Source organism: Streptomyces sp. NPDC057428 (assembly GCF_042803195.1).
Classification (GTDB): Bacteria; Actinomycetota; Actinomycetes; order Streptomycetales; family Streptomycetaceae; genus Streptomyces.
Window position 1 is genome coordinate 39,454 of sequence record NZ_JBHVCT010000004.1, and the last position, 20,794, is coordinate 60,247.

Annotated in this window: 10 protein-coding genes; 3 read left to right on the forward strand and 7 right to left on the reverse strand. The window is 70.4% G+C overall.

The features are described from left to right. Window positions 1-12: 12 nt before the first annotated feature. Complete coding sequence (locus tag ACFU5K_RS02545) at window positions 13-465, reverse strand: ATP-binding protein (protein ID WP_384055749.1); 453 nt, start codon at window positions 463-465, stop codon at window positions 13-15. Window positions 466-639: 174 nt separating this feature from the next. On the opposite strand from ACFU5K_RS02545, the gene ACFU5K_RS02550 reads away from it, so the two are divergent. Together ACFU5K_RS02550 and ACFU5K_RS02555 are read left to right on the forward strand one after the other, a co-directional pair. Further along, on the forward strand, window positions 640-1,524 hold the full coding sequence (locus ACFU5K_RS02550) for a Scr1 family TA system antitoxin-like transcriptional regulator (protein WP_384055751.1): 885 nt from the start codon (window positions 640-642) through the stop codon (window positions 1,522-1,524). Beyond that, window positions 1,521-1,712, forward strand: coding sequence for a DUF397 domain-containing protein (locus ACFU5K_RS02555; protein ID WP_384055753.1), 192 nt, complete (start codon window positions 1,521-1,523; stop codon window positions 1,710-1,712). Before ACFU5K_RS02550 ends, ACFU5K_RS02555 begins: the two co-directional genes overlap by 4 nt. Window positions 1,713-1,868: 156 nt before the next feature. Here the strand turns inward: ACFU5K_RS02555 and ACFU5K_RS02560 are convergent, their stop codons facing one another. From ACFU5K_RS02560 to ACFU5K_RS02585, 6 genes are all read right to left on the reverse strand, one after another. Next, on the reverse strand, window positions 1,869-2,984 hold the full coding sequence (locus ACFU5K_RS02560) for a PASTA domain-containing protein (RefSeq protein ID WP_384055756.1): 1,116 nt from the start codon (window positions 2,982-2,984) through the stop codon (window positions 1,869-1,871). Window positions 2,985-3,062: 78 nt separating this feature from the next. After that, entirely contained in the window at window positions 3,063-7,157 is a 4,095-nt protein-coding gene (locus tag ACFU5K_RS02565; RefSeq protein WP_384055758.1) for an Eco57I restriction-modification methylase domain-containing protein, read from the reverse strand. Continuing rightward, a complete protein-coding gene (locus ACFU5K_RS02570) occupies window positions 7,157-10,123 on the reverse strand; it encodes a DEAD/DEAH box helicase (RefSeq protein WP_384055760.1) in 2,967 nt (988 codons plus the stop codon). The genes ACFU5K_RS02565 and ACFU5K_RS02570 overlap by 1 nt, the downstream gene beginning before the upstream one ends. 43 nt (window positions 10,124-10,166) lie before the next feature. Next, entirely contained in the window at window positions 10,167-16,571 is a 6,405-nt protein-coding gene (locus ACFU5K_RS02575; protein WP_384055763.1) for a protein kinase, read from the reverse strand. 277 nt (window positions 16,572-16,848) lie between these two features. Beyond that, a complete protein-coding gene (locus ACFU5K_RS02580) occupies window positions 16,849-17,502 on the reverse strand; it encodes a DUF6357 family protein (protein WP_384055765.1) in 654 nt (217 codons plus the stop codon). 251 nt (window positions 17,503-17,753) lie between these two features. Then, entirely contained in the window at window positions 17,754-18,173 is a 420-nt protein-coding gene (locus ACFU5K_RS02585; protein ID WP_384055767.1) for an FKBP-type peptidyl-prolyl cis-trans isomerase, read from the reverse strand. 329 nt (window positions 18,174-18,502) lie between these two features. On the opposite strand from ACFU5K_RS02585, the gene ACFU5K_RS02590 reads away from it, so the two are divergent. Continuing rightward, window positions 18,503-20,725 (forward strand): PQQ-binding-like beta-propeller repeat protein, encoded by a 2,223-nt coding sequence (locus ACFU5K_RS02590; RefSeq protein WP_384055769.1) that lies wholly within the window; start codon window positions 18,503-18,505, stop codon window positions 20,723-20,725. Window positions 20,726-20,794 lie beyond the last annotated feature (69 nt).

The window sequence follows — 20,794 nt, forward strand, 5'->3', positions numbered from 1 at the left end:
CCGTCGGCGTGGTTATGCGCGGGTCCGGGTGTCGATGAGCTCAGCCCGGACGGTCTTGCCGCCGGGCGGGTGGGGGACGGCAGCCCAGTGGTCGGCGAGGGCGGCGACGAGCAGCAGGCCGCGACCGCCGGGGTGCAGCGTCTCGGGTTCGGTGTCCGCCGGAGGGGGCTGCGGGTACACCTCCCCGCGGGCGTCGGTTACTTCGACGCGGAGGCGGCCGGCCGCCGGGTCGAAGACGAGCGTGAGCCGGAAGCAGCGACCCGGTACGAGGCCGTGGAGGACGGCGTTGGCGGCGAGCTCCGCGACCACGAGTTCGGCACGCTCCGTGAGGTCCTGTGGGGCGCCCCAGGTCCGCAGCTCGGTCACGGCGAGCAGCCTGGCCAGCCGGGCGCCGCGCCGCGTGGACGACAGGAGCTGCGTGAAGGTGCGGGTGGAGCGGTCGACTTGGGGCAGTGCGTGGTTCATGGGCGTCAGAGTGACGGTTGGAGGAGCCTCGGTGCGAGAGCCACACCCCGTACGCGGAGTCAGCGTACGGGCGCGGGGAGTGGACAGTACGGCGCTTGGTCCGTCACGCTGAGTGGTGCGCCCGGGGCGGTGTCAGGAGCCGTCGCGGTGTGGTGCGGAGAGAGGCGGGGGCGGATGGGCATCGGTGTGGGGGAGGCGGCTGGGTGCGTCGGCGCGGCGCAGGGAGTTCCGGAGGGGGAGTGGGAGCGGGAACCCCATCCGTCCGACAGCCTGCGTACGTTCGGCGCGGTCGTCCAGGCGCTACGCGAACACGCAGGGCTCAGCCGGGTTGAGCTCGGCGCCCGGGTCCAGTACTCCAAACACACGGTGGAATCCGTTGAGTTGGGCCGACGGATGCCGGACGGGGTGTTCGTGGAGCGAGCGGAGGAAGCGCTCGGCAACACCGGTGCGCTGCGGAAGGCCGCCTGCCATCTCACCCGGGGCGAGGCGGGGCTCGCGGCGTGGTTCCGGCGGTGGGCGCGGCTGGAGCGGGAGGCGGTGAGCCTGTGCACGTACGAGTGTCGGCTGGTGCCGGGGTTGTTGCAGTCGGAGGCGTATGCGCGGGCTGTATTCGACAACAGCATCCCGTTGCTGACCGAGGAGCAGACGGAGGCCCAGCTCACCGCGCGGATGGAGCGTCAGGCGATGTTGCGTGAACGGCCGACCGTGCCGTTCAGTTTTATCGTGGAGGAGTCGGTTCTCCGGCGATGCCTCGGGGGAGCGCAGGTGCAGTCAGGCATGCTGGACCATGTGCTTGAGCTGACCGCGCGGCGCAACGTGACATTGCAGGTGGTGCCGCTGGAGTTGCCGTTCCATGGGTGCTTGGACGGACCTGTCCAGCTGGTGGAAACCACGGAGGGGCGACGGCTCGGATACTCCGAAGGGCAGCAGAATGGGAGGCTGATCTCCGACGCGAAAGAGGTGAGCCTGCTCTGTCGACGCTATGACACACTGCGCTCGCAGGCCCTCAATCCCATGGAATCCCGGGACCTGCTGGAGCGACTTCGAGGAGAGCGATGAGCAGCGGTACGACGGAACTCGCCTGGTGCAAGTCCAGCTACAGCGGCACCCAGGGCGACAGCTGTGTGGAGGTCGCGGTCGGCGAACAGGCCGTGCACGTGCGGGACTCCAAGGACGTGACCCGCCCCCACTTCGCGGTCGGGCGCGAGGAGTGGTCGCGGTTCATGGGGTTCGTGGCGAACGCCTGAACGGAGCTGTGCATGCAGTGGGGCTCAGCAGGTCGGACCTGCTGAGCCCCACCGCATGCATATCGATGTCGCCGGGTACCCCCGGTCGGTGGAGGGCCGGCTTGTTCCGCCGGGTACGGCACGCAGAATCGTGGTGACGAGGTTGGTCGGTAGGGGTCAGGAGCTGTGCCAGCGGTTGCGGCCGTCGGAGCCGGGGCCGCAGACCATGGGGGTGCCGGCCTTGGTGACGCCGATCGCTCCGGGCGGGGCGCAGAACGAGCCGGGATGGACCGTGCCGACGCCGCCACCGGAGGAACTGCCGGACGAGGACGAACCGCCACCGCCGGAGGTGGAAAAACTGCCTCCGGTCGAACCAGCGTTTCCTGTGGTGCCGTTGTCGTCGTAGTCGGGGTCGTTGGCAGGGATTTTGTAGGTCGTGTCCTTCGCCGACGGGCAGCGCTGCACGAGGTCGGCGTCGGTCCACCGGCCCAGGTCGAGGCGGACCGTGGTGGTGGAGGTGACCTTGGTTCCTTCATCCGGGGACTGGAAGCACACCCGCCAGTCCTCGCCGTCCTCGGCGGCCTCCTCCGCGGTCGGAGTGTCGATGTCGCGGTAGACGTCGTCGAGTTCGATGCGGTCGAGGTCGATACCCGCTCGCACCAGGTCCTCGACGGCCGTGTCGTAGGTGGCGCCGACGACATCCTGCATCTTCGGCCACGGGAGTGGGCCACCGTCCTTTTCGGGGCAGGGCTCGTCCCGCTTGACGGCCGCGAAGTCGATGGTCATCGCAGTCGTATCGGCCTTCTGGAAGCACACTGTCCAACCGGACCGCACGCTGATCGCGCGATCCTCATTGGCCCCGTCGTGGTGGCCTGTGGTGTAGCCGTCGGAGCGCGCCTTCCTCTCCGCGTCATCCAGCGGCTGACCGGTGTAGTCAGCGTCCTTGATGGGTTTGGCGACGGTCGGGGACGGCGCGGCGGCTGTGGGGCTTGCGCTGGCCTCGCTCCCTGGTTTGGCGTCGGTCTTGCCAGTCCCGCCGTCGTCGAGCTGTCCGCCCAGGCCCGCGCCGATCGTTAGCAGTATCAAGGCTCCGAACGTCGCACCGAGCTTGGTGAACCAGCGCCATGGTGGTAGCGCCCACACGGCCGCAATGGCGACGATCGTCACGAGGAAGCCCAGGCCGAAGCTGAACGCGCTGAGCAGGGCGACCAGTGCGAGGGCGCCGAGCGCGGCTGGTGTCGTCTTCCACCAAGGCCGGGGTGGGGTGAGGGGTGGCGCGTTGTACGGGTTCACGTGGCGCTTAACTCCTGGAGCGAGGGTACGGGTACGGGGGTGGTCCACTCAAGCACTCGGCCGGGCTGGAACGGCTTGTCAGGCGGAATGCCTGGGGCCCTGGCCCGGGGGAGGGGTAAGGATGGAGCGGTAGGTGCCGGACTCGCCCTCGGTAAGCGGGGTCTCCATGGTCAGACCGGCGGCGGCCATGCGGTCGTACTCGGCGAGGATGAGGCGCTTTGTGCGGTACTCGCCGTGTGCCTTGGTGTCGTTGTCGCGGGTGACGTTGAAGGTGTCGAGGATGTAGGCGGTGTCGTCGCGGGTGATGCCGTAGAGGTGGAAGAAGAGCGCGTCCAGTTCTGCGCGGATGATGGCGCGGCGGTCTGGGTCCCAGCGGAAGGGCATGCCGGTGTCGCCGAGGTCGTGGGCGAAGGGGGTCATGTCGTGCGCAGTGTAGGTAAGTTCGAGGACGTGGGGGGTGATGAAGGGCCCGTGGGGGGCGAGCTGGCCGGGAGTGGGGACGGGCAGCTGGTGCACGTAGCCGTAGGTGAGATGGGTGCCGCCGATCTTCTGGCGGACGGCGTAGTCGCAGGCCATAGAGGAGAACGCGGCGCTGAGGAGCGGTGCGTGCTCGGGGGCGGCGGGGAAGGCTAGCGGGAAGGGATGCCCGAAGCCGTGGGCAGGGGCGATGGCACAGATCATCGTGCGTTCGTCGCTCGCGCGGCAGATGTCGCGCCAGCCCATCACCCACGTCCGGTCCCATCCCCGGGCTGCCAGGCGGCTGCGGACGCCTGGGGCCTTAATCTCCTTGCCAGACTTATCGAACTCGCCAGTGGGCGTGTCCTGTGCCGAGACCCAGTAGCGGGGCAGCGGAACGGCCGTTGGGTCCTGGTGCTGTTCCACGGTGAAGCGCGGGAGGGTGCCCTTGTTGAGCTGCTTCTCCGTCGCGTTCTCATACGTCGAGAAACGGTGGTCGTAGTGGTGCACCATCTTCGCCTCGTATAGCGGGAGCATGTGCGCTCCGGCCTTGACGAAAGTGTGGCCTTCCAGGTGCCAGCCATCGGTGATGAGGTCTTCACGGGTGCGGAACTTGTCCGAGTCCGTGTTCATCATGATCATGAGCTGGAACTTCACGCCCCACGGGTTGCCATTCGCGGCGCCTTCTCTGAGTAGCACCGGGATACGTCGGTAGATACCCAGTGTGATTTCCATGTCGCGGCGGGAGCGGAAGACGGGGCAGGTCCCAGTATTTGGATTGATGGCGAGGATGTCTTCGGCTGCCAGCAGGTAGCTCCGATCGGCGATCTGCTCAGGCTGTCGCACCTTGAAAACAATCCGGATCGGCTCGCTGAGGCTGCCTGAGCCGCGCAGCGTGAAAAGACAGAACCGCAGCTGATTGTGAACTTCGGGGAAGACCTTGTCCTCGTTCTCGAAGTCGTAGAGGGTGTCGAGTTGTCCCTTGGTGATCAGGTCCTTGAAGAAGTATTGGTTGAAGGAGTCCGTGGCGATTCCCGAGGGCACAATCTGACCGATGCGCCCTTGAGTGGCCATGGTGGTACGAGCGTGTTCCGCGAAGAGCGAGTACGTATTGAGTCGCCCAAAGGCTGTCAGTGGGAATCGCCCAGAGGTGTGCGCGAAATGCTTGAACCCATCATTCTTGCGCTGTTCCTCCTTGAAACTTGCGTACAGCTCGGGGTCCTCTGTGGCCAGCAGGCTGATCTTCTTGTTGCGGACCGTCATGTTCGCTGATTCGGCGATATCCACTCGCTTTGCTGCGAAGAACTCACGTGCGTCTACCTGAACTTGATCCCACGGCGGGTTCCCCACCACCGCGTCGAACCCACCGGCCCACCCCGTCCCCGGCTGGACACCGGCTCCCGACTCCGGGACCGCGAATACCTCCGGGAACTCCAAGTGCCAGTGGAAGAAGCGGTACTGCTCCCGCAGCTTCCGGATTTCCGCGTGGGTGGTGTCCGGCACCGCGGACTGGTCACGGCTCCGCAGCGCGCGGAACACCTGGTCCGTCGGGGCCTCGGGAGCGCCGTCGCGCTTCGGCCAGACGAAGGCGGCGCACCAGGCGTCAGCGGCGTGCACGTCTTCGACGTAGGCGGCCGACTCCGTATGGGCGCGGTAGGCGGACTCCTGCGCCCGAACCTGCTCCAGGAGGTCGGAGGGGGCCGTGGTGATCCTGGCGAGTTCGGCGGCGTAGCGGTCGTTGCCGGGCAGGGTCTCCGTGTCGAAGAGCAGCTCGTCCTGGCCGCCGCGCTGGATCTTGTTGCGCTTGACCAGTCCGGCCGCGTACTTCCGGTCGTCGCCCTCGATGGGCTTGAACGCGTCGTCCGGGATGCCGTCCGCCAGCAGTTTCGGCGTCGCGCCGATCAGCCCGTTGCCATGCTTGACGTGCGCGTCCAGGAACCCGAGCGCCTTGCCCGGTTCCATCGCTTCCAGCCACAGTGACACCTTGGCCAGTTCCACCGCCATGGGGTTGAGGTCGACCCCGTAGACACAGCGGGCCACGACCTCGTGCAGCGCATGCCGTACCGCGTCGACCGTCGGCTCCGGGTTGCGCTCGCGCACCGATGCCACGCGCTTGGCGATGCGGCGGGCCGAGGCGACCAGGAAGTGCCCGGAGCCACAAGCCGGGTCGCAGACCGTCAGGGACAGCAGCTCGTCGACGATGTCGTCGGTCGGCTCAGGGCGGCCGGCTTCGGTCGCGCGCTGCTCACCGCGCTTGACCGCGTCATCTATCACCGGGTCGAGCGTCGTGTCGAGCAGGCACTCGATGAGCGAGGACGGGGTGTAGTAACTGCCGGTCGTCTTGCGGCTGTTGCCCGCTACCTCGATCAGCTCGAAGGTGCGGTCCGTAGCGGAGTGCTTGGGCTCCAGCTCCAGCAGGGACTCATAGACCGAGCCGAGTTCCTCGGCGTCCAGGTGGCGGTAGTCGATGGGGCGCCAGCGGCGGGCGCCCGGGTCTCGCATCTGGGCGAGGTGGCGGATGGCGGTGAGCAGCGATTCGTTGGACAGCTTCAGGCCGTCCAGCGGGGCATCGGCCTTCTTGGGGGAGAACAGGCCGCCGAGGCCGGGCAGGCCCAGCTCGGGGCGGCCGCCCTCCTTGCCGAGGGCGTCGAGGACGATGCGCAGCGCCTCGTACTGGTCACCGTGGGCGGTGCCCTGGCGCCGGCGGGCGCGCTCACGCAGCCGGGCGGAGGAGAAGTAGCGGTCGTACGCCTGTCGCTGCCGCTCGTCGGCCTTCGGGTCGAGCAGGGCCCCGCGGTCCTCGGCGACGAAGACGAACAGCAGGCGGTAGACCAGGCGCAGCAGGGCGTCCCGCAGTGCCTTCGGGTCGGTGTCCTCGCGCAGACGGGTGTTGTCCGGGTGGCGCAGGAAGCCGGTGCCGAGGGCGGTGAGGGCGTTCTGCACTCCCAGGCGCAGCTGGTCCAGGGCGCGGGCGCCGGAGCTGACGGCCTCGGCGCGCCACTTCTCCAGCCAGCACCCCGAAGCCGCCGCCCCCTCCGGCACCGCGAACCGGGACGCGTGCAGCACGCAGTACAGCAGCACGAACTCGCTGAACAGTTCGCCGTCGAAGATGGCTTCCAGGTCGAACTCGACGTACGCGGCGGTCGCGAAGGACGACGAGTCGCGCAGCAGCCGCACCCGGCGGCCGTTGGTGAGGACCGCCCACAGGTGGGCCTCGGTGCGGTTGAGGCAGTCCTGGAGCATGGACTGCGGCGGTACCTGGCCGAAGGTCAGGCGCTTGTCGAGCTCCTGGTTCCAGGGGACCTGGTGCACGAGGGCCGGACCGTGGCGGTGGGAGACCGGGAAGTGCTTGTCCGGGTCGGCGTCGGCCGGGATGCCTGGCGCGCCGACCTCCGTCAGCGCGCCGAAGTCCAGCTTGCGGAAGAGCTGGGCGAGCCAGTCGGTGCCGGCCCGGCCGGTCGGGTCCGCGGCCGGTGCGCCGGTCTTCGGGTTGGCGGGCAGGGCGGTGCGCAGGTCGCGCCAGAGCGGCTTGAGGTATTCCCAGGCGCGCTCGGCCTCGTCGCGTACGGGCACCGAGGCAGGCATGCCGTAGTCGGCGGACTTGGTGCCCGGCAGGTTTCGTGCCTCGGCGATGCGCAGCAGCATGTCGGCGGGGAGCAGGCCGCCGACCGTGGTGACGGCGGTGAAGGCCAGGGCGGTGCGGGTGGCGGCGGACATCAGGCTTCGGCTCCGGACACGGTAGAGGCGGCGGGGGCGACGGGCGGCAGGTAGACGTACACGCCGAGGACGTCGGCGGGTTCCTGCGGGACGACCTTCAGGCCGCGGACGATCTCCTCGTTGGCCTTGCGCACCCGGCGGTGCGAGGTGTCGAGTTCGGCTGCCAGGTCCGTGCCGTACTCCGTGAGGTGTGCGGCGAGGTCCCCCAGGCCGTCAAGGGCGCGGGAGATGGCGTTGTGGGCGGCCTGCTCGTGGGTGTTCGCCACGGCGCGGGCCGCGAGGAGGGCGGCGGCCGCTTCGTCGTCCAGCCAGCGGGCGCGCGACGGCATCCCCTCGAAGGCGAGCAGCCGGGCGTCCTCGGCGACCACCTGCCGTTCGCCGGTGCGGGACGGCAGGGTGAGGTGGAAGCGGTAGCGGACCAGGAGGAGCGTAGTGCGGGTGGTGACCGCGTCCGTGGTGACCACACCGCAGCGGCGTGCCGGGCGGGGGCCGAGCGCCTTCACGTCCAGCGCCGAGTCCAGGACGTAGGAGGCGATGGCGCCGATCACCGGGTCGGTGCGGACCAGGGCGGCCTCGCCACGGGCGATCGCCGGGGTGGTGCGGAAGGGGATCTCGCGGTTCTCCTCGACGAGCCGGTTGCCCAGGGTCGCGGCGAGCGCGTCCCGCAGGCCCGCCGGGGTGCCGCCGGCCTGGGCGGTGAAGTCGCCGGAGTCCTCGCGCCCGGAGGACGGCGCGGTGCGGACCAGTGCGTCCAGGTCGCGCAGGGCCTCCAGGGCGAAACCGCGGACCTCCTCGGCGCCGCCGAGCGCGGCCCGTACGGCGGCGACCTCGCGGGCCACCTCCTCCGGGTGGATCGCGCGCTGGGCGTACTTCGAGCGGGAGGTCTTCTCCCGCTCGGCCGCCGAAGACCACTCGCGCTCGATGCGGTCGAAGGACTCCTGGTGGCCGTCCCCCATGTCGAACAGGCTCTCCTGGCTGCCCTGCCGCCCGTGCAGCAGCAGCCACTCCACCACCGCGTCGGTGACGCCGGACGCGGTCTCGTCGGGGACGGAGACCGAGATGCCCAGGTCCTTCTTGATCTGCCGGTGCTTCTTGAACAGCACCTCCAGGACCTTGCCGTCGATGCCGTTGTCCTCGCCGTACATGGTGATGACGCGGACCTGGTCGCGCTTCTGGCCGTAACGGTCGACGCGTCCCTCCCGCTGGTCGTGCCGGGTCGGGTTCCACGCCAGGTCGTAGTGGACGACCGCGTCGAAGTGGTGCTGGAGGTTGACGCCCTCGGACAGGCAGTCGGTGGCGATCAGCACCCGGCGGGCAGCCGGGTCGCCGGCCTCGCCCGCCTCCGCGGCCAGCTGTTCGATCCGCTCCAGGCGCTGCTGCGGGGAGAGGGTGCCGGTCACGGCGGCGACCTTCGTCTTCTTGCCGAGTTTGCCCTCGAGCTGCTCGGCGAGGTACGTGGCCGTCGGGATGTAGCGGCAGAAGACGATCGGGTGGTAACCCTCGGCGATCAGGTCCTTCAGGTGCCGGGTGAGCGCCTTCAGCTTCGCGTCCTCGGCGGGTCCGACCAACTCCGCTGCCCGCGAGGCGAGTTCGAGCAGCCGGGCGCCCGCCTCCTCGGACTCGGCGGCACCCGGTGCGACGTCCATGCCTTCCAGCCGGTCGTTGTCCGCGGAGTCGGCGGCCACCGAGGCACCCAGCAGGTCCGCCTCGTGCGCGGTGCGGGCGACGGCGGACTCGGAGCGGGTCTTCAGCGTCTGCGCGGCGGCCGCCGGCGAGGACACCATCGAACGCAGCAGTGCGATCACCGACCACCACGCGATCCGGGCCTCCCGCTTCCCCTGCTCCCCGGCCTCCGCGACACGGTCACGCGCATAGGCGATGGCGTCGTCGAGCAGCGCCCGGTAGGCAGGTGTCAGCTTGTACGGCTCGTCCTTCGTCCAGCGGTCCGACGGGAAGGCGGTCCGCTCGGCCAGCGAGTCGTCGGCGAGACCGTCCTCCTTGGTGAGGTAGTCACGGACGTCGGCGCGCTTGCGGGCCACGAAGTGCTCGGCGAGCCTCGCCCGGGCCGCCGGGGACTCCAGGTCCAAGGCCGCCAGTTCGGGCCGTACCAGACCCAGCAGGTTGCGGAAGGCGGACTCCTTGCCGGAGTGCGGGGTCGCCGTCAGCAGCAGCAGATGGCGCTCCGCGTCGGCGGAGACCTTCCGGAGCAGCTCGTAGCGGAGCTGGTTCGACGCGGAGGACGCGCCGCCCTGCGCGGCGTCGTCGGCGGCCACGCAGGAGTGCGCCTCGTCGACGATCACCAGGTCGGGGCAGTGCCGTACGAAGTCCTCGCGGTGCCGGGTCGACTTGATGAAGTCCGTCGAGATGATCGTGAACGGGTGCTTGTCGAACAGCGACTGGCCCAGCTCCAGCCCGCGTTCCAGCCGCGACACCGTGGAGGCCAGGACCAGTTCGGCGTCGATGCCGAACTTCTCCCGCAGCTCGCCCTGCCACTGCTCGGCCAGCGACGGAGAGCACAGCACGGCCAGCCGCGTCGCCTCGCCCTGTGCCAGCAGCTCCTTGGCGATCAGCCCCGCTTCGATCGTCTTGCCGATGCCGACGTCGTCCGAGATCAGCAGCCGTACGGTGCGCTGCCGCAGCGCCATCAGCAGCGGGACCAGCTGGTAGGCCCGGGGTTCCACGGCGATCGACGCCAGGGAGCGGAACGGGCCCGCCCCCGAGCGGAACCCGATGCGCAGCGCCGTGCGCAGCAGACCGGCGGCCCGCTGGTCGCCCAGGTCGGCCGGGCTCGGCGGCGCGAACTCGGCCGGGCGCACCTCCTCGAAGGAGGGGAAGACGGCCGCGATGTCGTCCTCGCTCCCACCCAGGGGGCGCAGCACCAGCATGTCCGGGGCGCTCTCGGGCAGCACCACCCATTCCCGGCCACGGGCGGCGACCAGCGAGCCGGCTGTGTACGTGAGGCTCATCAGATGTCTCAGTTCCTAGGGATGTCAGAAGGGGGTGGCGCGGTCAGCGCAGGTGGAAGTAGGCGGCCTGGTGGTCGGTGATGGCGTCCCAGTCCGCGTCCGTGGGGAAGCGCACGACGTCCCAGCCGGCGTCCTCAAGCCGGTAGCCGGCCTCCAGGTCGCGGGTCGCGTCGGCCTGATGGCCGGGGACGTCGACGAACACGGCGAGGCTGGCGCCGTCCAGGCGGAAGACGAGGTCGGGGCAGGCTCCCGCCTCCGGGACGAGGGCCTGGACCGCGTCGGGGAGCCGGTAGCCCTTCGCCCTGAGCCAGCCGAGCAGATCGCCCCGCGCGACGTGGGCCGCCAGATCCGTCTCCAGCACGGTCGGCGAGGGCGCCGGGGTGCTCGCGGGGGTGGGGGCCACGGTGCGCGCCGCCGGTGTGTCCTCCCGCACGGTGGTCCCGTTGTCCGCCGCGGGGGCCAGCCTGCGGAAGAGTTCGCTGCGGGACTCGCCCCGGTCCTCCCGCTCGGTGCGGGCGCCGGCCAGCCGCTCCAGCAGCGGCCGGGCGCTGTGCCGGCTCAGCCGGCGGTGGTGCGTCTGGTTGGCGTAGGACAGCAGGCAGGCGTAGCAGCCGCGGGCACACTGCTCGTCGTCCGACGGCCCGCCCTCGTCCTCGCCGGTCTCCGGGTCGAAGTGGCAGATCTCCAGGGCGGTCCTGGCCGCCTTGGAGAGGGCGTCCTTGTCGTGCTGGATCCGGCGCAGCACACCGGCGCCGCCCTCGGCCGCCTCGGTGAACAGCAGGCGGCGGCGCGGGCCGTCGTCCGGAGGCAGCAGCTCGGCGGTCAGCTCGGAGTCCTCCAGCTCGAACGCCGCCTCGATGCCCCGCTCCAGGGCGTACAGGAACGACAGCGCCACCGGCTCGGGCTGCGGCTCGTCCAGGGTGACCACGAGGATGTTGCGGCGGTCCTCCACGTAGGGCAGGACACGCCGCTTGCGGCGCTTCTCGTTGCCGTCCTCGTCCACCACCGGCATGCCGGTGCCCTCGATGGCGTCCGCCGCGGCCCGGTCGTTGAGCCAGCGGCCGTCGCCGAGGTCGAGCCAGTAGCCGTCCGGCTCGCCCTCCTTGTCGCGGACGCGGCCGAGGTTGGTGATGCGGACGGTCGCGGAGTCGCCGTAGTCCAGGTCGAGGACCGGGGCACCGCCGGATTCCGTGACATGGGAGGTGAGGCGCCCCTTGCGGACGCCGTGGTCCTGGAAGGCGTACGAGGTCTCCAGGCGGAAACCGGCCCGGCGGCGCTCCTCCTCGTCGGAGGAGATCCGCTCACGCGGGGTCGTGTACACGGTGTGCAGGTGGAGCAGGCCGGTGCGCTTGCCCGTCAGCGGCTCGTGGCACATCGTGCAGACGTCCGCGCCGACCTTGACGGCGTAGTGGTAACCGCAGCCGTCGCAGCGCCGCGCCTCCGCCGTCGCCAGGTCACCCGAGGCGTCCGGCGGCAGCTGCACCCGTGTGACCTGGTAGCGGGCGCCCTCGTGGTAGATGAGCGCGCCGGGGCCGAACTCGCGGATCGCGAGGAACCGGGGACGCTGCAGATAGTCGCCGTCGGCGTTGCGGCGGTTGCCGGAGCGCGGGATGTACGCGGCCAGCGGGAGCCGCGGGAAGCTGTAGCCCGGCAGGAACCCCTCGGAGGCCAGATAGCGGTACGGGTTGAAGTCGCTCATCACCGACTTGCTGTCGGACGAGCGGTTCAGCAGCAGGTTCGTCTGGGTCTCCGCCTCGCGCCGGCGGGTGCGGGCCCGGCCCTGCTCGCCGGGCGTCAGGGTGTGGTCGACGACCCGCTTGTTCTGCTCGTACTGGTCCATGACCGCCGCCCGGAAGAGCTCCCGCCACCGGTCGAAGGACGCGTGGAACTCCTGCGGGGCCCGCTCGATCCGGTCCTCGATCCACTCGTCGTACCACCACGTGGTGGCCTCGAAGTCCCCGATGAGCGGGGCCAGTACGGTCCGGGCGGTCGCGATCGCGCGCCGGCGGGCGTCCTCGTCGAGGGACAGGTCGTGGATGTGGGGGAGGAGCGCCAGCGGCATGTGCGGATCGGGGCGGTCACCGCCGTCGGGGTCGTAGGCGACGTCGACGACGTCCGGGATCGCCCTGCCGAGCTTCATCCCGGTCTCCGCCAGCCAGATGCCCTGCAGATGGGAGCGGACCAGGTCCTCGTTGGCGAGGTCCAGCCGCGGCGGAGCCACCTGCCCGGACACCATGTCCTGGGAGCGGCGGAAGTAGTACTGGTCGTGGCTGTTGCCCGTGGCGCAGTACGTGGTCACCAGTGCGGGCTGGCCCGAGCGGCCCGCCCGGCCCGAACGCTGCGCGTAGTTCGCCGGGGTCGGCGGGACGTTGCGCATCATCACGGCGTTGAGCGAGGAGATGTCCACGCCCAGCTCCATCGTCGGCGAGCAGTACAGCAGCGGCAGCTCGGCCGAGCGGAAGTCCCGCTCGCGCTCCAGCCGGTCCTCCGGGGTGACCTGCGCGGTGTGCTCCCGGGCGAACAGGCCGGCCAGCTCGGCCGCCGCCGTCCGGTACAGGTCCCGGAAGAACGGGTTGACGCGCGGTCCCTCGCCGCGGTTGTACGTGCGCGCCAGCGGGTCGACCGCGCCCCGCTCGCCGTTCCCGGCCCGCCAGATGAGGGCTGCGGCCGACACCCGGTAGCCCATGCGCTTCTGGGCCGCCCGGCGACGGTAGGCCGGGCCGGCGTGCTCCGGGGCCGCCTCCACCTCGCGCACCAGGTCCGCCTCGCGCAGCACCGTCAGCAGGTCCTCGATGATGCCCTGGACGTCCTCCGGGGGGAGGTCGCGCAGCTCGGGCAGGTTGCGCCGCAGGTACTTGCCGAACTTGCCGCGGGCCGAAAGGAACAGCGCGGAACGCTCCATACCCGGCTTCGAGCCGTACGGGTAGGCGGTACCGACGGTGGGGCGGTCGCTCTCGCTCAGCACCCACGGACCGGCCAGACGTTCCTCGCTCGCCCGCTGCAAGGTGTCGAAGTCGTCGCGGAAGTACTGCACGTCGACGGCGAGGGCGCGGCGCATGAAGTCGAGCAGCGTCCGGGCGATCTCCTCACGCAGCGCGGGGTCCGCGTCGCGGAGCGCCGCGTGGACGGACTCCCAGCGGTCCGGCTCGGCGGCGATCCAGCCCAGGTCCTCGTAATCGATGCGCAGCAGCCCCGTCTGCTCGAGGTTCGGCATCGTGATGCGCCAGCCGCGCTCCAGGTCGCGGTAGAGCCGGTACCCCACGACGTCACGGAAGGCCTTCGCCGCACGGCTCTCCATCGAGGGAGCCAGCTTGCTGTGCTTCGTGTTCGCCGCGTACTCGCGGGGCGTCAGCCCCATCACGTCGGTCACGGCCTCGGCGAGGTCGTCATGGCGCAGCCCTTCCTCACCGGCCCGGACCGCGGCCTGGTGGAGGGCGCCGCGCAACTGGGTCACCTGCGCGAAGTCGTTGAAGTGCCCGGCCTGGAGCGAGGCGTCCTGCCGGTTGTCGACGAAGGTGAGGAGCTTGCGCGCCTCCTTTCCCAGGCTCTCCTCCGGCACCGCCCGCAGGGACTTCACGATCGACGCGGAGATCAGGGAGGTCGCAGACGAACGCCCTTCCTGGTCGAGGGTGGCGAGCTTCGCGAAGTCCCGGCCGCGGGTCTGTTCGTAGGAGACCTGGCAGTGCACGCAGAACAGGAACGGCGCCGGCACGAACGCCGCCACCAGTCCCTCGTCCGACTCGTCACCGAAGGCGTCCACGACCACGCGCTTGGGCACCCGGGGACGGTAGGACTTCTTGAGGACGGTCACGCCCTGCGCGTCCCGCTCGAGCCACGACTCGGGCAACCGCCTGTCGTCCACGGCCTTCTGCGGATCGGCGGGCCACTCGTAGTCCTCCCCGGGCATACCCAGGTACAGGTAACCCTCGCCGTCGCGGCCCCCGGAGGCGGAGGTGTTGCGGCGCGGCTCGTACCGGAACGCACCGCTCTCCTCGGAGCGCCAGACGGTCAGGTACTCCTGGCCGCACTCGCGGCAGAACGCCAGCGGGAACAGCGGCTTGCCGCCGCTGCCGGGCTGCTCCAGCTGGTAGGTGCGGGTGAGGGGCCGGGTGAGCGGATCCTCCAGCGTCGTGTAGACGGTGTCGCCCTTGGAGAGGAACTGGTGCAGCCGGAAGGCGAACAGCGGGCGCTCCGTCACCGGGTGCTTCGCCTGCGCACCCGCCTCCAGGGTGGTGCGGATCGCCTCGCGCACGCTCTCCTCGGCCACACCCGAGGCGTCGGCCAGCTCGGTGGCCGCCGCCTCCAGGGTGCCCGGGGCACAGCGCCGGTACCTCCCCGTCCCCTCCTCGCGCTCCAGCCCGAACCGGGACTCCACCCAGCGGGCCAGCGAGTCCTGCGTCAGAGCCTTGTACGAGCGGGGCGCCGCCGGCACCCGCAGCCGCTCGGCGGGCACCGTCACCGGGGCCTCGTCGGTCGCCCGGACGAGAGTCTCGCCGATGACCCGCTTCGGCAGGACGGTCGTACCGAACAGCCGGCCGGCGACCCTGGCCACCTCCCGCCGCTGGTCCTCCCAGGAGCCCTCGGTGGACATGGTCGCCGAGGTACCGATGCACTGCAGGGTCGCCGAGGCCCGGCAGGCCTCACGGACCCGGCGGATCAGGAACGCCACGTCCGCGCCCTGCCTGCCCCGGTAGGTGTGCAACTCGTCGAAGACGAGGAACTGCAGCCCCTCGGCCATCCGGATCAGGCTGGACCGGTCGTCCGGCCGGGTCAGCATCAGCTCCAGCATCACGTAGTTCGTCAGCAGGATGTCCGGAGGGTTCCTGCGCAGCTCCCGGCGCTGCTCGTCGGACTCCTGGCCCGTGTAACGGGCGAAGGTGACCGGCTCGTGCCCCGCCCCGAAGCCGTGGCGCAGATACTTCTCCAGCTCCCCGAGCTGTGAGTTGGCCAGGGCGTTCATCGGGTAGACCACGATCGCGCGGACCCGGTTCTGCGCGGCCGGCCCGGCGGCCTGACGTTCCCTCAGGACGCGGTCCACGATCGGGACGATGTAGGCCAGGGACTTGCCGGAGCCCGTGCCCGTGGTCAGGACGTAGGAGTCGCCGGCCTGCGCGGCCTCGATCGCCTGCCGCTGGTGGAGGTGGAAGGTCAGCGGCCGGCCGTCCGGGCGCCGCGAACTCTCCTTCTTGCCCGCCTGGAAGATCTCCGCACACCTGGGGTGCAGCATGCCGTCCCGCACCAGGTCAGTGACCTGGCCGCCGTCGGCGAAGAAGGGGTTCAGCGACAGCCACGGGTCGGGCCACTGCGATTTGTCCGCCAGGTCGCCGGCGACGAAACCGTCGATACGGGCGTCCCGGATCACCGTCGCGCTCTTGGTGAACTCCTCGTACTCCTTGATCAGATCGGCGTGGATGCCGAAGACGTCCATCGTCTCGGGCAGGCGCGGCTCCCTGCGCGGCACGGGCACGGGCGCGGCAGGGGTGCGCTCGGGGAGCAGGGAACGCAGCCGCGCCACCGGGTCCATCACCCGCCAGTGCGGAGCCAGCAGGGCAGCGGTGTCGTCCGGCGCGAGCGCGAGCGGGACCAGGGCGTCGTGGACCTGGGCGGCGTTCTCGGGCCGCAGGTCGGCGTCCTTCTCCAGGAGGCGGTCGACGAGCCGGACCAGCTCGGCGGGCAGGTCCGGGCGCACCAGGGTCAGTTGAGGCGGCGCTTCGTGCTGGTGCTGCTCGGAGAGCTCGAAGGGCGTCCTGGCGGAGAACGGCGGCCGCCCGATCAGCAGTTCGTACAGGATGCAGCCGAGCGCGTAGAGGTCGGCGAGGGCGGAGACGGGCTCGGCCCGGAACTGCTCGGGGGCCATGTAGCGGGCCGTGCCGACGCTGACGCCCGTACTGGTCAGCCGCGTCTGGTCGGGATCGTCGACGATCGAGCCCATACCGAAGTCGAGGACCTTGACGGTGCCGTCACCGGTCAGCATCACGTTGGCCGGCTTCAGGTCGCGGTGGACCACTCCGGCCGTGTGCGCGGCGGTGAGCGCCGCGGCGATCTGCGCGCCGACGGCGGCGGCCCACGAGACCGGCAACTGGGGTTCCTCGTCGATGAGGTCCGCCAGCGGATGACCGTCCAGGAGTTCCATGGCCAGGTAGGGCAGACCGCTGCCGCCCGGCGTCCCGTCGACGCCGCCGTCGATTAGCAGAGTGAGGTTCGGATGTCCCTGGGAGAGCATGCGCATGATGCGCACCTCGCGGCGGAAACGGTCGATCTCCTTGCCGGACCCCGAGGCGTCGACGGCGACTCCGGTCCGGCTGCGCAGCACGGTCTTGACGGCGACCTCGCGGTGCGGGGAGTCCTGGGCGGCCCGGAGATCCTCCGCCCGGTGCACCTCACCCATGTTCCCGCGGCCCACGACCCCCGTGATCCGGAACCGTTGGTCAACCGTTTCCAGGCTCACTTGCCTGCCCCCGTTCCACCCGTCATGTGCAAGACGGGTACGTCTTGCACGGAGCGTACACCTTAGCCCCTCAGGGGAAGGTATGCGCACCACGTTTACGATGTCAACGGAATGGCAGCTTGTGAATCGGTGGAGGGTTGGGTTCGCCTCGTCCGGGTGTGGCCGAGACTGCTGCATCCGACCTGGCCGGGTGAACCGACGGACCGTCATGCAAGATCAGGCCAAGGGCCGCGGCGAGCATCACGGCCATGTTGCAGCCCTGTCCCGAGCCATCTGTTCAAGACCACCGTTCGAATTCGACGTCGAGACGCATGTCCGTGCCCACCCAGACTTCGCCATCGGCGGCCTCGGCCGGGGGGTCGACCCGTTCGATACCGAGGAACTCGATCAACTTGAGCAGTTCGGCTCGTTCGGCTCGGTCCTCGGCGACATCATGGGAGTTGAAGAAGACGTAGTACTGGTTGCTCGGGTCCACGATCCCTGAATTGGCCCAGATCCGGGCGACTTCTACGATTGCCGCAGCTTCGGTCGTGATCGTGGCGGCGCGGGTGGCACCGCGAGTCTCTGGAGACGCGTCGAGGTCCGCGAGGTCCGAGAACCACTGGCCGAAGTGGTCGAGGCCGGCATATCCGTTCTCGAAGAACAGCATCGCGCTCGGGAGGTAGCGATTGGCCCTGTCGACCTTGAGGTATTCGAAGCGGCGGCGGTCCGCCACCTCGATCCGGGCGATCACGCCTTGACCGGGCATGAGAACCAAACTTTGGCCCGCCGATTCGTCTTCGATCGTGCAGGTATCGGAGTCTCGATTCCGGAAGAACGCGGAGAATGCTACGTACGCTTCCTGAGGGTCGTTTACCGAGACCTGCTGACCTTTGCCATCACCGGCAGCGAAGACGAACTGTTTCGGCCGGGGGGTGTAAGGGCGAGCCATATGTGTCCTTCCTTCAGGTGCTGTTCGGCACGCTCACGTCCAACTTCGACTACGTTCAGGGCACGGCGAAGCCGTCGACGCTCCCGCCCCTCCCGTAACTCCCCAACGCCGTTTGACCGTGGTGTCCAAGCGAGCCGTGATCGTCGAGGATGGGACAACCGGCGAGGAAGCCGCATCCCTTCGGAGGCCGAGGGGTGCAGCCGTCCCAACGTGGCGCCCTCGGGGTGTCCCGCCCCACGCTCGCCCGTCGTTCAGACCGAGCCGGCCGAGCCGGGCCTCGCTCCGGCAGGCCCGCCCACGACCGTGAGCAGGTCCACGACGAAGATCAGCGTCGAGTTCGCCGGGATCAGAGAAGAGGGTGACTGCTTGCCGTAACCGAGACGCGGGGGAACGATGATCTCGCGTCGGCCCCCGACCTTCATTCCCCTCACTCCCCGGTCCCAGCCCTTGATGGCCTTGCCGCCACCCACGGCGAACTTGAACGGCTGGTCCCGCTCCCAGGAGGAGTCGAACTCGCTTCCGGACGCGAACGTGACCCCCACGTAGTGAACCTGGATGACCCTGCCCGGCTGCGCCTCGGGTCCGTCCCCGACCACGAGGTCCCGGATCGTCAGCTCGGTGGGCGCGTCACCCGCCGGAACCTCGACTCTGGGCTTCGTCGGTTCGCTCATCGTGGTCCTATCGCTCGCCACCGCAAGCCCCAGCACGGGCCGGCCGGACACATGGACATTCCATGCGGCAGACGCTCACGCTACCGGCCATGCCCGGTATCCGGGGTGCACCCCCCTGCCCCGGCCTCGCCGTCAGGGCGGTGCGCGTTGCTGCCGTACCGCCTTGTGGCGGTGGTTTCGCGCTGCGCCTGTGGGGCGCGGGAACCGCCTCCGGGTCCCTGTTCGTCACCCGCTTCGATCCGCCGTACTGCCCTGCGGCTAGTTTGGGGCAGAACAGGTACGCAGGCCCGTGGCGGCAGAAGCGCACGGGGGACGGGAGGTCGGGAAGAGTGTCGCTGCGCGGGGGTGATCCAGCCGAGATCGGGGGCTATCCGCTTGAAGCGCGGCTCGGCTCGGGTGGCATGGGCACGGTCTTTCTGGCCCGTACGAGTTCGGGACGTCCCGTCGCGATCAAACTGATCCACCAGCAGTTCGCCGGGGACGAGGAGTTCCGCATCCGTTTCCGGCAGGAGGTGGCGGCGGCGAGGAGGGTGAGCGGCGCGTTCACCGCGGCTGTGGTCGACGCCGCCCCCGAGGCCGAGCAGCCGTGGATGGCGACGACCTACATCGAGGGGGACACGCTCGCCCAGCGCATCGCCACGAAGGGGCCGCTGGACGGAGCGGAGCTGAGGAAGCTGGCCATCGGGCTGGCGGAGGCGCTGCGCGACATCCACCGGGTGGGGGTCGTCCACCGCGACCTGAAGCCCTCGAACGTCGTGCTCTCGCCCGAGGGCCCGCGCGTCATCGACTTCGGGATCTCGCGTGCCGTGGACCAGCAGACGCTGACGATGACCGGGCGAGTCATCGGCACCCCGCCCTTCATGTCTCCCGAACAGCTGCAGGCGCCGCGTGGTGTGGGGCCGCGGTCCGATGTCTTCTCGCTGGGGACGCTGCTGGTGTACTCGGCGACCGGCCACGGGCCCTTCGACGCGGACAGCCCGTACATGACGGCGTATCAGGTGGTGCACGAGGAGCCGTCGCTCGGTGCCGTGCCCGTGGCTCTCCGCGCAGTCGTCGAGGCGTGCCTGGACAAGGCACCCGAGGGGCGTCCGTCGGCGGACGAGCTCCTGGTGCTGCTGCGGGACCTGCCTTCCGATCTCGGGGGGACCGGCGCGTGCCCGGTCGTCGCGGGACGCACCCGCGACATGGTCACCCAGCATCACCTCGCGACGCGTGCGACTCCGGTGCCGGCTGCCCCGGCAGGTTCCGATGCCGGGCGTAGCGGTACGTCCCTCGGCCGCCGTCTGCGCCGCCGGTGGCGGCCTGTGCTCGCCGCCGCGGTCGCGGTGGCAGCGATCGGCGCAGGAGCCGCCGCCCTGAAACCTGGCGGCTTCGGCGGGAACGGCAGCGACAACAGCGCCGCGGCGCCGGGCGCCGCGCTCCCGCACGGCTTCGAGCCATGGCGCACGACCGTGCAGGGCGGTCGCGAGGGCATCCCGGACGAGCTGCGGTGCGTCGCGCGCGGCGACGCGCTGTTCTGCGGGGGCGGAGGCGTTGTCGCGACCCGCGTCAGGCCCCAGGACGGCTCGCGGGTGTGGACGGCGAAGAGCCCGGGCGTCCCCGTCCAGGGCATGCACCTGGTGGGCGCCACCGACGACACGGTGCTCGGCTACCGCTTCGCCGCCGAGGACGCACCGCAGGACCCGCCCGCCGAGGTGGTGGCGCTCGACGCGGACAGCGGCCGGGAGCTGTGGTCCGCGCCGACCGGCGCCCAGTCGACGGCTGTCACGGGCCGGACCCGGGATGCCGTCGTGGTCGGATCCGCCGTCGTGACGGTCGACGGTTCCAACTCCCGCTTCGAGGCCCGGGACGCGCACAGCGGGGAGGTCGACTGGACGACACCCTTCCCGCCGGGCATGCGGTGTGCTTCCGTTCCGGCGGGTTCACAACTCCTCGCGATGTGCGCGACGGATGCGGAGCTGGACGCGGCGGAGGTTCGCCGTCCCACCCTGTACACGGTCGACCGCGCCTCGGGGACGCTGGGCCCGCCCGTCTCGGTCGACGGCCCCGCCGTGCCGGTGGGCTTCGCCGACGGCAGGCTCGTACTCCTTCAGGTACACATGGACGGAACGGCGGCGGCTGGCTACGACGGAGTGGCGCGGGTCGACGTGGCCTCGCGCAAGGTCACGTACGCCCGGCCGGCCGAGACGTACGCCGGGACGCCGGGCATGGTGGGCGGCACCGTCTACGTGAGCGGGCAGACAGGTGTCGTCACAGCACTCGACCCTGCGACCGGCCGGAAGAGGTGGTCACGGCAGACAGGCGTGGAGGGCGCGTCGGGTCCCGTCGCGGGAGCCGGCGCACTGTACTTCAGCTCTGCCACCGGCCGGGTGGTGGCGCTGTCACCGTCCGGCGGCGAACCACTGTGGACGACAGATCCGCAGGCCGACGGCCTGACGGGCGAGCAGGGCGCGAGCCCGCGCGTGACCGTTGCGGGGCGTGCGGTGGTCGTGGCCGCGGCCGGGAACACTCTCTTCGCCTTCGATACGCGCAAGCCGCCGAAGTCGGCCTGAGCGGGGTGCGCGGTCGCCGCGCGGCCATGCCGAGGGCACGCTCCGCGCGGACGGCCCTCCGGCCGGGGC

Excerpts from the sequence above, each read along its gene's own strand:
- ACFU5K_RS02545 (WP_384055749.1), bottom strand. The coding sequence starts at position 465 with ATGAACCACGCACTGCCCCAAGTCGACCGCTCCACCCGCACCTTCACG.
- ACFU5K_RS02550 (WP_384055751.1), top strand. The coding sequence starts at position 640 with ATGGGCATCGGTGTGGGGGAGGCGGCTGGGTGCGTCGGCGCGGCGCAG.
- ACFU5K_RS02555 (WP_384055753.1), top strand. The coding sequence starts at position 1,521 with ATGAGCAGCGGTACGACGGAACTCGCCTGGTGCAAGTCCAGCTACAGC.
- ACFU5K_RS02565 (WP_384055758.1), bottom strand. The coding sequence starts at position 7,157 with ATGTCCGCCGCCACCCGCACCGCCCTGGCCTTCACCGCCGTCACCACG.
- ACFU5K_RS02570 (WP_384055760.1), bottom strand. The coding sequence starts at position 10,123 with ATGAGCCTCACGTACACAGCCGGCTCGCTGGTCGCCGCCCGTGGCCGG.
- ACFU5K_RS02580 (WP_384055765.1), bottom strand. The coding sequence starts at position 17,502 with ATGGCTCGCCCTTACACCCCCCGGCCGAAACAGTTCGTCTTCGCTGCC.
- ACFU5K_RS02585 (WP_384055767.1), bottom strand. The coding sequence starts at position 18,173 with ATGAGCGAACCGACGAAGCCCAGAGTCGAGGTTCCGGCGGGTGACGCG.